Below are 12,658 nucleotides of genomic sequence, written 5' to 3'. Positions count from 1 at the left end.
CACCGGCCATGGGGGATCCGCGAAGGCGGGCCGGGCGGCTGCTCCGCCGCGAGGCGGCCGAGGCCACCGTCCTGGACCGGCGCAGGAAGGGGCCGCCCCGCCACCCCGGGATCAGGCCGCGCGCGCTCCTCGACGTCGCGATCGGAGGGGCGGTCGGGGCGCTGGCCCGTGACCTGCTCATCAAGGCGATGCCCGGGGCGCGGCACGGGTTCCCCTGGGGGACCCTCCTCGTGAACATGCTCGGTTGCCTGTTCATCGGGATCCTGACGACGTACCTGCTCAAGGGCAGGCCGCACCCCGTCGCCCGGCCGCTGCTGGTGACCGGGTACCTGGGAGGGTTCACCACGTTCTCCCACCTCATCGACGGCGTGCACGCCCTCGGCCGCGCCGGCGCCTGGGACCAGAGCGCCGTCTACGCGGTGGTCAGCGTGGTGGGCGGGTGGATCGCGGTCACCGCCGGCCTCTGGGGCGGAAGGCTCCTGCCGTACCGCGCCGCAGGACCGGAGGGCGGCGCGCCGACATGATCGCTCTGCTGGTGCTCATCGGGGGAGCGTGCGGCGCCATGCTGCGCTTCGTCCTCGACACGACGGTCAAGAACCGGTTCGGGAAGGCGTTCCCGTGGGGGACGCTGACGGTCAACCTCCTCGGCACGGGAATCCTGGGCGCGCTGCACGGCGTGACGACGAGCGCGGGACCCGACGGCCTGGTCGGCACCGGTTTCTGCGGTGCGCTGACGACGTTCAGCACCTTCGAGCTGGACACCGTCCATCTCTTCCAGGACGGGGAGTACGCCAGGGGCGCGGCGAACGTGCTCCTCTCCCTGGGGCTGGGCATCGGCGTGTTCAGCCTCCTGTACGCCGCCTTCCAAGCGGTCTGACGCGGGCCGTCCCTGCCGATGGGCGCCACGCGGGCCGCTGCCGGGAACTGGCTGAGCCGGGCCCTCGCGCCGTCCAGGGAGCCCCTGCCCTGGCTCGGCGCCGCCCGCGCGGCGGTCGCGTTCGGCACGGTGACCGCGGTGGCGCTGGCCCTGGACGAACCCCGCGCCGGACTGCTGGCGGCGGCCGGCATGGTGCTGGCGACGATGCGGCCCGACACCGGCCCCTACCGGTCGAGGGCGCTCGGCCTCGCCGCCTCGCAACTGGCGGGCGCGGCCGGCCTGGTCGTCGGCCAGTTCGCCCACGGGCACGGCTGGGGGACGGTCACGGCGACCACGGCGGTCGCGCTGCTGTCCGGGCTGGTCAGCTCGATCGGCACCATCGCGTCGGGGGCCTCGCTGGCGCTGCTGTTCATGAACGTGATCGGTACCGGCCTGCCCGGGCCCGGGGAGTGGTGGCTCCCCCCGCTCTTCCAGCTCGCGGGCGGAGCCTTCTACATCGTCCTGGCGGTGCTGAGCTGGCGGCCGTGGAGACGCCGCCCCGGCCCCGAACACCGGGCCGTCGCCGACGTCTACGGCAGGGCCGCCGACCTGGTCGACGCCGCCCCCCATCCGGGCGGCGCCCGGACGGCGCTCAGCATGGCGGTGGACACCGCCCAGGACGCGCTGATGTGCCATCGCGTCCGCGACAAGGAGCACTGGGGCGAGGAGACGCGGTGGCTGGTCGCCATGCTCAACGCGGCCACGCCCCTCCTGGAGGCGCTCACCCTGCTCATCCGGTCCGCGCGGCCCGCGCCGCCGGGACTGGCCGAGGCGGTGCGGCGGATCGCGGACGCCGTCCGGAGCGGGAACCGGGACGCGGGGACCGCGCCGTTCCGGGGGGACCCGGCGTTCGCCCGGCCCGTCGAGTTCGCCCGCCGGCGGCTGTCGGAGGCGCACCCCGAGGACCCCGACTGGCTCGGGCTGCCGAGACCGCTGCCGGCCCGGGCGTACCGGGCCGCCCGGATGGCCCTCACCTCCGCTGCGGCCTGGCGGTACGGGCTCCGGCTGGCCCTGTGCATGGCGATCGCCTCGGCGTTCGTCGAGTTCCCGGGCGTGCTCCACGACCTCTGGATCCCCACGGTGCATTCCCTCTGGCTTCCGCTGACGGTCGCCGTGGTCCTGAAACCCGACTTCGGCTCGGTCTTCGTCCGGTCCCTGCTGCGCGCGGTCGGCACGGTCGCGGCGGCCGTCCCCACCCTGCTGGTGCTGGTGGCCGTCCCGCGCGGCTGGGCCGCGGTCCCGCTCGCGGCGCTGTTCGGCGGGCTGATCCCGGTGCTGAAGGCACGGTCCTACGCGATGCGGACGGTCGCGGTCACACCCCTGATGCTCTTCCTGTTCGACATGACCTCGCCGCAGCCGTCCGACGAGCTCGTGCTGGCCCGCCTGTCCGACACCCTCCTCGGCTGCCTGATCGTCATGGTCTTCGGATACGCCCTCTGGCCGTGGAGCCGCCGGGTCCGGATCGGCGAGCGGTTCACCGCGGGGTTCGGGGCGCTCGCCGACTACCTCGACGAGGCCTTCACCGGCCCCCGGAACGTCCGGGCCCGGGACCGGAGGGCCCTGCACCGCAGCCTCGACGCCGTCCGGGCCGACCTGCGGGAGGTGCAGTCCGAACCCCCGCCGGCCGGCCGCGCGGGCGCCGCCTGGTGGCCGGTCCTGGGCGCCCTCGACGCGCTCGTGGACACCGTCACCGCCGCGTCCGTCAAGGTCCGCGGGGGCGCCGAGCCGCCGCCGCGGCGGGCGGCCCGGGCCATCTCGGCGGATCTCCGGGAGATGGCGGCGGCGGTGCGCGACGGACGGCCGCCGCGGACACCGCGCCTGCCCGGCCCGTCCGGCGAGGGCGTCCTCGGCGAGGCGGCCGTCCAGATCCGCCGTCTGCACAGGACCCTTCCGCTGTGACGGCCGGGCGCGTTCACCCGATCCGCAGCTCCGTGTCGAGGCCCTCGGCCTCCTCGCGGGCGCTCGGGCGGAAGGCCAGCAGGACGTCCACGACCTTGCCGATGACGTAGGTCAGCACGAAGCTGTAGCAGCCGACGGCGAGAATGGCGACGATCTGCTTCCCGAGCAGGGAGATCGAGCCGCCGTAGACGAGCCCGGCGGTGGGGCTGCCGTACTTGCCGGTGGCGAAGAACCCGAGCAGGACCACGCCGACGATGCCGCCGGCGCCGTGGATGCCCACGACGTCCAGGGTGTCGTCGTATCCGACGGACGTCTTGACCTCGACGGCGTACGTGCAGACGACGGCGACGACGATGCCGAGCACCGTCGCGCCGAACAGGTTGACGTATCCGCAGGCGGGGGTGATGGCCACCAGGCCGGCGAGCGCGCCGGTCGTGCCCCCCAGCCTGGAGAACCGCCCGAACCGGGCCCGCTCCAGCAGCATCCAGGCCAGCATCGCGACGCACCCGCACATCATGGTGTTGACCACGGCGTTGGCCGCGAGGGCGCCGTCCGTCAGCGCCGATCCGCCGTTGAACCCGAACCAGCCGAACCACAGCAGCCCCATGCCCGCCATCACCAGCGGGATGTTCTTCGGCTCGGGAGGCCCCTCCCTGCGGAAGCGCAGGCCCGGCCCGAGCACCAGCGCCAGCGCCAGGCCCGCGATGCCGGAGTTGAGTTCGACGACCAGGCCGCCGGCGAAGTCCAGCGCGCCCCACCGGTTGATCCAGCCCCCCTTGGAGAACACCCAGTGGGCGACCGGCAGATACACGAGGGTCACCCAGACCACGCCGAAGACCATCCAGGGCCCGAGCCGGACGCGGTTGGCGACCGAGCCGCTGATCAGTGCGAGCGTGATGATCGCGAAGACCAGCTGGAACATCGAGAACACGTACTCCGGGATGACGCCCCTCAGGACCGACGGGGTGGTCTTGAGGAACTGCCACCTGCCCCAGCCGATGAGGCCGGCCCCTCCCACGTCGTCGCCGAACGCTAGGCCGTACCCGTAGGCGAACCAGACGACGGTCACCACGGCGATCGAGACGAAGCTCATGTAGAGGACGCTGACGAGGTTCTTCGCCCGGACCATGCCGCCGTAGAAGAGGGCGAGTCCCGGCGTCATGAGCAGCACCATGGCGAAGCTGACGAGCACCCATGCTGAATCGCCGGTATTCAACCCAAAACTCATGCATCAACTCCTGGCTTAAGGCGACACCATTGAGGTATGGGCAGCGGCGAGCATGTGAAACGCTCCGGAGGAGTGCCTCCGGACAAATTTAGATAGGTCGGCCTTTGCCTTCGTTTACCAGGCCGAACTTTTTCTGGGGCGTCGCCGGGGCGGGCGGTTGCGGTGTGGTCGCGGCGCCCGATGATCATCGCGTGCGGTTCCAGGCCGTGGACGCGGTGGGGCCGCGCACAGGTCACGACGAAGCGACCGGAACGGTAGAAAACCGATAAAAACATGTGCTTGAGGGGAGGACCGGGCGCTGTTAGCTTCACCCGGTGGACCACATGCGTGCACAGGCGGAGGCGATCGAGGACTTCGCGGCGGTTCTACGAGAACTGCGGGAATCGGTCGGCAACCCGCCTTTCCGTGAGATGTCCGGAAGGTCGGGGGCCATCTCGCACACGACGTTGCACGAGGCCACGAAGGGCAACCGCCTCCCGAGCTGGGGGACCACCGTCGAGTTCGTCAAGGCGTGCGGCGGGGATCCGGCCGCGTACCGGGAACGCTGGGAGAGGGCGAACCAGGCGGTCAGGTCGGCGAACGCCGAGAGGCCCGCGTCCGCCGCGCTCGAAGCCTCCGTCCCGAAGACGGCCGAGGCCCAGGCCCTGCACATCGCCCTGGAGCCGCCGGGGCCCTCCGAGCATGACGAGACCTCGGCTCCCCGGTCCGCCGCGCCGGTGCCCGGGCATGGCGCGGGGGACGTGCGGGCGCTCTACCCGGCCCCGAAACGCCGGGGAAGATACCGGTTGAGCAGCCCGGGCGCGGTGGCGCTGGCGGCGGCGGTCATCGGTACGTGGGCCGTGGTCCTCATCGTGGTCGACCACGACTCCGGCAAGGACGGCATGGAGGAGTACGGGAACCGGGCGAAGAACGCGCTCACTCCTGCCGACTGCCCGGTGCAGCCGACCAACCCGGCGCCGGCCTCGCCGAGGCACAAGGGCGACGCCGCCAGCTTCGTCGCGGACATCACCCTGCCCGACTGCACGCGCGTCGGCGCCGGCCAGAACATCACCAAGGTCTGGCGGCTCAAGAACACCGGAACGGTCCCATGGGACGGCTACTCGCTGCGCCGCCTCGACCTCCCGCAGAAGGCCGGCGACTGCCAGACCATCTCCGACGTGCCGATCGCCGACACGGAGCCGGGCCGCACGGTCGACGTCCGGGCCGAGATCACCACGCCGCGGAAGCCGGGCTTATGCTACGTGCGGTTCAAGATGGTGGACGGTGAGGGAAAGGTCGCGTTCCCCGGAAGCCGTCCGGTCAACTTCCAGGTCATCGTCGAAGGACCGTAGCCCCCGCCGCGAGGGGCACGGCGGGGGCCGGTCGAACGGTCGGGGGATCAGGAGAGCGTGATCCCGGTGTAGTAGGCGTTGAGGATCCTGGAGTAGCTCCAGCCGGCCTCGGCCTTGTCGCGGGAGCCGTACTGCGACATCCAGTCCCCGGTGACCCAGCCGCCGCACGCCGTCGTCGTGGAGCAGTAGTGGGCCTCAAGGATCTTCCCGCCGCGGGTCATGCGGGTGTCCCACGTCGCGTCCACCGCGGCGCTCGTCGACGCCTTCGCGGATCCGGGCTTGTAGACCTGGCTCGACGTGGTGTCGTAGACGTCGAAGCACTGGCCGCCCGACGTCGTGCGGGTCGAGTGCAGCGCCCAGTACCAGCCGTAGCTCTTGACGGCCATCGCGCCGGCCTTCAGGGACTCCGCGGGCCAGCTCGGCACCCACTCGTTGGGCAGGACGTCCTTGACGTAGCTCTTGAACGTCACCCGGTCGACCCGGCCGAGCGACACCCGGTACACCAGGATCGTCGATGGGAGCCTGCTGTCGGAGCCGTCGGTCTTGCAGCCGGTCGGTGGCGGCGTCGAGCCCAGGAACTGGTGGGAGGCGTTCTGGTTCTTGAGGGTGGCGTTCAGGTTGCCCTTGGCGCCGGCGCTGAAGTCCTGGTAGCTGCCGCCGTAGTTGCTGTTGTAGTAGACGCGGACGGTCTTGCCGGTGTTGTTCCAGACGGAGGCGGCGTTGTTCTTGACGCAGAGGCCTTTGCCGTTGCCGTCGCCTTTGAAGTCGTAGCAGGAGGGCTGTGTGGTGCCGTAGTCGGCGATGGATCCGGTGAAGTCCGAGATCGAGCCCTGGTTGTCGCTGTTGTAGTAGTAGCAGAACTCGCCGCTGTCGCACTTGCCGTCGCGGGCCGCGGCCGAGGCGGGGGAGGCGGGGACGAGGGCGATCCCGCCGAGCGCCGTCGCGGCGGTCGTCGCGGTGACCCGCGAGATCAGCCGCACGCTTCGTTTCGACACAGTCGTCTTCCCCTCTGGTGGAGGCCGCTGCGCTCTATCGGACGTTGTAGCCCTGGGAGTTCCAGAACGTGGTCGGGTTCGGGTTGTCCAGGGTCGGGTCGTTGACGCTCTTGGCCGCGTGCGTCTGCTGCCCGAGACGCATCTCGACGTGGGTGTGGGCGCCCGAGCTGGACGACACCCCGTGCCACGACTCGTCGGCGATGACCTGGCCGCGGCTGATCGACTGCCCCACGCTCAGCGAGGACCGCGGAGCGGAGTGCAGGTAGATCACCGTCTTGTCGAGCGAGGCGTTGTAGACGGAGATGGTGGAGAGCCCCGAGCTGCCGGTGGCCCCGCGCGCGATGTAGATGATCTTACCGGCGACCAGGGCGTGGACGTCGGAGCCGATGCCGCGGGCGATGTCGATGCCCTCGTGCCGTCCGGGCGTGGTGGTGTAGCCGTCGAAGCCGCAGGTGATGCTCCCGCCGCTCGCCGCGTACAGCCCGTACGACATGTTCGTGCGCGCCGACGGCGAGAACTCGTGGGAGGCGTTCTGGTTCTTGAGGGTGGCGTTCAGGTTGCCCTTGGCGCCGGCGCTGAAGTCCTGGTAGCTGCCGCCGTAGTTGCTGTTGTAGTAGACGCGGACGGTCTTGCCGGTGTTGTTCCAGACGGAGGCGGCGTTGTTCTTGACGCACAGGCCTTTGCCGTTGCCGTCGCCTTTGAAGTCGTAGCAGGAGGGCTGTGTGGTGCCGTAGTCGGCGATGGATCCGGTGAAGTCCGAGATCGAGCCCTGGTTGTCGCTGTTGTAGTAGTAGCAGAACTCGCCGCTGTCGCACTTGCCGTCGCGGGCCGCCGCCGAGGCGGGCAGGACGTAGACGGACGCGATCCCGCCGAGCGTGACCGCGCCGGTCGCCGTGGCGGTGAGGGCCTTGGTGAGCTTGTTCATGCCGTTCTCTCCTTCGGTTCTCTTGTCAGGGGGTACGGACGGGTCAGGTGCGCTGGTACTCCTCCCAGGTGCGGATGGTCACCTTCGGGCCGTCGTCGGGGCCGCGGCCGGAGAGGCCGTCCAGGCCGAGGTAGTAGTCGCCGGTCTGGTGCTGGGCCTGGCTCGAGAGGTCGGTGTCGCTGATGGCGGCGGCGTGGATGTGCCACGGCCAGTCGCCCTGCGCGGGGCTGCGCACCCATGCGGCGAAGCCGACACGGCGCAGCGTGCGGGCGACCGCGGTGCGGGTGGCGGAGTCCATCCCCTGCACCGAGACGTCCACGACGCCCCCGCCGTCGTGGGTGCCCGCGGAGGTGGGGTCGCCGCCGGGGTTGTAGGAGCCCTGGTCCAGCACGAGGTCGCGGCCGAGCAGCCGCTCCGCCTCGGCCAGCATGCTCCGCGTCCGGGTGTTGACGACGGCCCCGTCGGCGGGCACGCGCGCACCCGGTTCGATGACGTCGGCGACGGTGAAGCGTCCGGTTCCGAGCTTGGCGAGCGACGTCTTGCCCGGCAGCCCGTTGGCGGCGAGACCGGTGTAGCCGAGCGACTTCTGGTACTTCGCGTAGGCGGCGACCGTGGTGGTGCCGAAGTAGCCGTCCACCCACGCGGCGTCGAGCAGGTTCCGGTCGCGCAGTGCCTGCTCGACCAGGAGCACGCTGGCCTTGGCGCCCGGGGTGAGCGTGTCGTCCGCCCGCCGCGGGTCGATCTGGGCGGCCTTGACGGTGGCCTCCATGTTCACGCTCGGCAGGGCCCGGACGCCGGGCGCCTGGCCGCCGGCCGCCCGGGCCGCCGGCGTCTCGGCCGGGCCGGTGAACGAGGTGAGCAGGGTCGCCGTCACGAGGGCGGCGGCGTACGAAGGCAGCTTCATCGGGTCTCCTGGGGAGGGGACTGGGCGCAGAGCCCGCGGCGGATTCCACGGTCGCCCGGCTGCTCACGTGTTCACAAGAAGATCGTTGTTGTCAGCCTGTCCGCCAGGAGATTCCGTACAGACGTAGACACGATCTGACAGACGGGACGCGCGGCTCGGAAGGCCCCTCCGGGGCACCGGGCGTCAGGAAACGGAAATCGTTGCGGGACGCTGATCGCGGGGAAGAATGCGATGCATGACGCGGACTGTGACTCTGCCCGGCGGCGGCGCGCTGCCGATGATCGGTTTCGGGACCTGGCAGCTGCGGCCCGAGGCGGCGTACGCATCGGTGCGGGAGGCGCTGGAGATCGGCTACCGGCACGTCGACACCGCCACGCTGTACCGCAACGAGGCGGACGTCGGCCGGGCCCTGAAGGACAGCGGCGTCGACCGGGAGGAGGTCTTCGTCACCACCAAGCTGCGCCCGCAGGACGCGCGGGACGCCCGCCGCACCCTGGAGACGAGCCTCCGCCTGCTCGACACCGGCTACGTGGACCTCTGGCTGATCCACTGGCCGACCGGCGGGGACGAGCTCGTCCCGACCTGGCGGGCGCTGCTGGACGCCCAGGACGCGGGACTGGTCCGCCATGCCGGGGTGAGCAACTACAGCCCGGCGCTGATCGACGGCCTGACGGAGGCCACCGGGCGGCGGCCGGCGGTCAACCAGATCTCGTGGAGCCCGGCGCAGCACGACCCGGCGCTGCTGGACGAGCACCGGCGCCGGGGGATCGTGGTCGAGGGCTACAGCGGTCTGAAGAACACCGACCTGCGCGACCCCGTCCTCACCGGGATCGCCCGGCGGCACGGAGTCACGCCCGCCCAGGTCGTCCTCCGCTGGCATCTGGAGCACGACATCGTGATCCTTCCGAGGTCGTCGCGCCGGGAGCACATCGCCGCCAACTTCGACCTCGAAGGCTTCGCTCTCACGGACGAGGACGTCGCCGCCGTCGACGCCCTCGCCCGAGACGCCTGACCGGCCCGCCCCACGCGAGCGGGGGCGGGCCGGGAGGGGCGGGAGGTCCCGGTCAGCGGGGGTTGCCGGCGCGCCAGGCGACGTAGTCGGCGACCGCCTTGGCGACGTCGAACTCCGGCGTGAACCCCGTGTCGCCGGTGAGCCGGCCGATGTCGAGGTAGGGGTCCTCGCCGGGGCCGTTCCGCCTGCCGGGCAGCAGGTCGAGCCGCAGGCCGGGCGTGATCGCCTCCAGGGCGTCGGCGACCTCGCGGTTGGTGAACGGCCGCCCGCTGGAGACGTTGTAGGTGTCGTGCCCCAGCGTCCTCGCGGTCATCAGGAGGGCGATCGCCCGCCCCGCGTCCGGTGCGTAGCAGCAGTCGCCGCCGTCCTCGGCGTGCAGCGGCGGCGGCCGCTCACCGCGGAGCACCGCGCTGACGTACGGCGGGACGTGGAAGAACGGGGACTCCGGGTCGACGAGCGGTCCCCAGACCGTCCCGATCCGGAGGACGACCGGCTGCACGCCGCTGCCCTGGAGGGCGTGCGTGGTCAGCGGCTCCACGGCCTTCTTGAAGGCGATGATCAGGTGCGGCAGGTCCGCCGTGGGGAGCGCGAGCTCCTCCCGCCAGGGGATCTCCGGGCGGCCGATGTACGCGCCGAGGCTGCTCGCGACGGCGAACCTGCGGACGCCCCAGGAGCGGGCGGCGTCCAGCGCGTTGAGCAGGCCGGACATGTCCGTGCGGAAGTAGCCGACCGGGTCCTCGCCGGGGACGCTGCCGGCGAGGTGGACGATGTCGCCGATGTCGTGGCGGTCGCCGAGGGAGAGGAAGGCGTCCCGGTCGGTGACGTCGAGGCGTTCCACCGTGACCCGTCCGGCGAGGAAGGACGGGACCTCGCTCCGCCGGTGCGAGGTGACGACGACGTCGTGCCCGAGGTCGGCGAGCGCGCGTGCGGTGTGGGCGCCGATCATGCCCAGCCCGCCGGTGACGAGGATCATCGGATCACCTCGTAGTGCAGGTGGGTCACGCCGGGCGCCGGGACGGCCTCCAGCAGCCGCAGGTTCACGTGCTTCGGGAACGCGCGGAAGTAGCCGTGGCCGCCGCCGAGCAGGACGGGCACCTGGTGGAGGATCAGCTCGTCGACCAGGCCCGCCTCCAGCGCGGAGGTCAGCACCCCGCCGCCCATGAGGGCGACGTCCTTGTCCCCGGCCGCCTCGCGTGCCGCCGCGACCGCCTCCTCGATCCCGCCGGTGACGAGCGTCTGCCGCTCGCCGATCCCGGGAACGGCCCGGTGGCTGAGGACGAACAGCGGCGCCGTCGGGTGGGGGCCGCCCCCGCCCCAGCGCCCGGAGTGCTCCCAGGTGACGCGCCCCGCCACCACCGCTCCCACGCGTGCCGCGGCGGTGTCGAAGACGCGCGCGCTCTCCTCGCTCAGCTTGAACCCGCCGAACTCCCGGCTCGGGGTGTCGCCGTCGAAGTACCAGTCGAAGAGCGTTCCCGCGTCGCCGAGTCCGCGTCCGAGCTCCTCCTCCCCGTCGGGCGTTCGGCCGCTGATGTAGCCGTCCACCGAGACGGCGTGGGCGCTGACGACCCTGCTCATGTGTCCCCCTCGTTGATCATCGGTTGGTCCGTCCGGTCGGGGCCGCTCAGCGCTCGGCCCGGTCGTACAGGAGGCAGATCGCGCCGCTCTCGGTGACCCGGCTGGAGGCCAGCGTCCACGACGCGGAGGGGCCGTCGGGGAACAGCCGGGCGCCGCCGCCGACGAGTTCGGGGCACAGGGTGATGCTCAGCCGGTCCACCTCGCCCGCCTGGAGGAGGCCGCGGATCACGCTCGCGCTGGCCAGCACGATGATGTCGCCGCCCTCCTCCTCGCGGAGCCGCTTGACCGCCGTCACGGGGTCGGTGTCGGCGAGGCGCGCGTTGTCCCAGGCGGCCTCCCTGAGGGTGGTGGAGAAGACGACCTTCTCGACCGCGTTGAGCCAGCGGGAGAACTCCCGGTCCCTGGGGTCGGCGCTCTCGTCGTCGGCGACGGCGGGCCAGAACCCGGCGAACCCCTCGAAGTTCTTGCGGCCGAGCAGGGCGGTGGTGGCCGCGCCGGTGACCGCCACCATGTGGTCGCGGGACGCGGACGCCATGGCGTGCGGGACGATCCAGCTCATGTCGTACTCGCCGCCGGCGCCGTTGACGCGGCCGTCCAGGGACAGCGTGATGTTGGCGGTGACGGTGCGGCGGGCGTTCTGTCCGGTCATCGGACGGTTCCTTTTCGGTCGTGGGCAATACCCCTCACAGTGGCGGCACCGATGGCAGGCTGTCGTCGTCAGAGTTGGTGACATCCGGTCCGGGCTTGGAGGGGGCGATGACCGGTTCCGTCGTCAGCCCCGTCCTGATCGGACGGGACGACGAGATCGCCGTCCTGCGGGCGGCCTACGAGCGTTCCCGGGCCGGGATCCCCGCGACGCTCCTGGTCTCGGGTGAGGCGGGGATCGGCAAGTCGCGGCTGGTCGCGACGGCGGTGGGGGACCTGCCCGGCGACCCGCTGGTGCTGTCCGGGGGATGCCTGGAGCTCGGCTCGGAGGGCACCCCGTACGTGCCGTTCGTCGCCGTCCTGCGCGATCTGGTGCGCCGCCTCGGCCGCGACCGGGTGGCGGCGCTGCTCCCGCCGGGCGGGGCCGCCCTCGGCGACCTGCTCCCGGACCTCGGCCCGGCGCCCGCGCGCTACGGCCCGGCCAGGCTGCTGGAGGAGATGCTGACGCTGCTGGGCCGGGCGGCGGAGACGCGGCCCGTCGTCGTGCTCGTCGAGGACCTCCACTGGGCGGACGCGTCGAGCCGCGAGCTGTTCGCCTACCTGGCCCGCAACCTGGCGGGCGTCGCGGTGCTGCTGGTCGGCACCGTCCGCACCGGCGAGCTGGCCGCCGGGCATCCGAACCGGCGGACGCTGGCCGAGCTCGGCCGCAGCGACGCGGTGTCGCGCGTCGACCTCGGCCCGCTGGAGCACCGGCACGTCGCCGCGCTGCTGGCCGCCGCGGACGGGCGGCCGCCCGACCCGGCGCGCAGCGTCCGGATCCACCGGCGCAGCGGCGGGAACCCGCTGTTCGTCGAGGCCCTGAGCACCGCGGGCGAGACGCCGCCGGGCGACCTGCGGACGCTCCTGCTCGCCCGCGTCACCGACCTGCCGGACCCGGCCCGCGAGGCGCTGGAGGCCATGGCCGTGGCGGGCGCCGAACTGGACGACGACCTCGTGAGCGCGGTCGCCGGCGGGCCCGGCCGCGACCTCGGGCACGCCCTCGGCGACCTGACCGAGCGGGAGCTGGTGGTGGCGCGGGAGAACGGGTACGCGATCCGCCGCGACCTGATCCGCGAGGCGGTCTACGACGGGTTGCCGCCGCCCCGCCGCCGGCGCATGCACGCCCGGTACGCCGACCCGCGCGCCGCCCGCGCCCCGCCCGCCGGTCCCGCCGCGGGCGGCACGGCCC

13 protein-coding genes are annotated in these 12,658 nt (G+C 72.4%); 6 read left to right on the top strand and 7 right to left on the bottom strand.

All coding sequences use genetic code 11. From position 1 onward, the window contains the following. Positions 1–8: 8 nt before the first annotated feature. From ABD944_RS22395 to ABD944_RS22385, 3 genes are read left to right on the top strand one after another with little or no spacing between them, the layout of a single operon-like run. Entirely contained in the window at positions 9–524 is a 516-nt protein-coding gene (locus ABD944_RS22395) for a FluC/FEX family fluoride channel (protein WP_345179433.1), read from the top strand. Continuing rightward, a complete protein-coding gene (gene crcB, locus ABD944_RS22390; protein ID WP_345179431.1) occupies positions 521–877 on the top strand; it encodes a fluoride efflux transporter CrcB in 357 nt (118 codons plus the stop codon). Before ABD944_RS22395 ends, crcB begins: the two co-directional genes overlap by 4 nt. An 18-nt stretch (positions 878–895) precedes the next feature. Continuing rightward, positions 896–2,815: an FUSC family protein gene (locus tag ABD944_RS22385; protein ID WP_345179429.1), complete on the top strand. Its 1,920-nt coding sequence runs from the start codon at positions 896–898 to the stop codon at positions 2,813–2,815. Between the two features lie 13 nt (positions 2,816–2,828). Here ABD944_RS22385 and ABD944_RS22380 read toward each other — a convergent pair whose 3' ends face one another. Continuing rightward, a complete protein-coding gene (locus ABD944_RS22380; RefSeq protein ID WP_345179427.1) occupies positions 2,829–4,043 on the bottom strand; it encodes an ammonium transporter in 1,215 nt (404 codons plus the stop codon). A 323-nt stretch (positions 4,044–4,366) separates the two neighbouring features. Between ABD944_RS22380 and ABD944_RS22375 the strand changes: the two genes are divergently transcribed. Next, the gene (locus tag ABD944_RS22375; RefSeq protein WP_345179611.1) at positions 4,367–5,374 is read left to right on the top strand and encodes an NBR1-Ig-like domain-containing protein; all 1,008 of its coding nucleotides are present in this window, start codon (positions 4,367–4,369) and stop codon (positions 5,372–5,374) included. A 47-nt stretch (positions 5,375–5,421) separates the two neighbouring features. Here the strand turns inward: ABD944_RS22375 and ABD944_RS22370 are convergent, their stop codons facing one another. From ABD944_RS22370 to ABD944_RS22360, 3 genes are read right to left on the bottom strand one after another with little or no spacing between them, the layout of a single operon-like run. After that, the gene (locus tag ABD944_RS22370) at positions 5,422–6,369 is read right to left on the bottom strand and encodes a peptidase inhibitor family I36 protein (RefSeq protein ID WP_345179426.1); all 948 of its coding nucleotides are present in this window, start codon (positions 6,367–6,369) and stop codon (positions 5,422–5,424) included. A gap of 34 nt (positions 6,370–6,403) precedes the next feature. Next, positions 6,404–7,294 (bottom strand): peptidase inhibitor family I36 protein, encoded by an 891-nt coding sequence (locus ABD944_RS22365; RefSeq protein ID WP_345179425.1) that lies wholly within the window; start codon positions 7,292–7,294, stop codon positions 6,404–6,406. A 43-nt stretch (positions 7,295–7,337) separates the two neighbouring features. Beyond that, positions 7,338–8,198: a peptidoglycan-binding domain-containing protein gene (locus ABD944_RS22360; protein WP_345179424.1), complete on the bottom strand. Its 861-nt coding sequence runs from the start codon at positions 8,196–8,198 to the stop codon at positions 7,338–7,340. Between the two features lie 235 nt (positions 8,199–8,433). Between ABD944_RS22360 and ABD944_RS22355 the strand changes: the two genes are divergently transcribed. After that, positions 8,434–9,210, top strand: a complete 777-nt coding sequence (locus ABD944_RS22355) for an aldo/keto reductase (RefSeq protein WP_345179422.1) — start codon at positions 8,434–8,436, stop codon at positions 9,208–9,210. Between the two features lie 52 nt (positions 9,211–9,262). On the opposite strand, the gene ABD944_RS22350 is transcribed toward ABD944_RS22355, so the two are convergent. From ABD944_RS22350 to ABD944_RS22340, 3 genes are read right to left on the bottom strand one after another with little or no spacing between them, the layout of a single operon-like run. After that, positions 9,263–10,183, bottom strand: a complete 921-nt coding sequence (locus ABD944_RS22350; protein ID WP_345179421.1) for an NAD-dependent epimerase/dehydratase family protein — start codon at positions 10,181–10,183, stop codon at positions 9,263–9,265. Further along, positions 10,180–10,785, bottom strand: coding sequence for a dihydrofolate reductase family protein (locus tag ABD944_RS22345; RefSeq protein WP_345179419.1), 606 nt, complete (start codon positions 10,783–10,785; stop codon positions 10,180–10,182). The genes ABD944_RS22350 and ABD944_RS22345 overlap by 4 nt, the downstream gene beginning before the upstream one ends. A gap of 46 nt (positions 10,786–10,831) precedes the next feature. Beyond that, entirely contained in the window at positions 10,832–11,434 is a 603-nt protein-coding gene (locus tag ABD944_RS22340; protein ID WP_345179418.1) for a dihydrofolate reductase family protein, read from the bottom strand. Between the two features lie 107 nt (positions 11,435–11,541). On the opposite strand from ABD944_RS22340, the gene ABD944_RS22335 reads away from it, so the two are divergent. Next, the coding region (locus ABD944_RS22335; protein WP_345179416.1) for an ATP-binding protein at positions 11,542–12,658 on the top strand (1,117 nt) is incomplete at its 3' end.

It is taken from the genome of Actinomadura verrucosospora, from assembly GCF_039540335.1.
GTDB classification, from domain to species: Bacteria; Actinomycetota; Actinomycetes; order Streptosporangiales; family Streptosporangiaceae; genus Spirillospora; species Spirillospora verrucosospora.
This window is presented reverse-complemented; position numbering and strand designations above follow the sequence as displayed.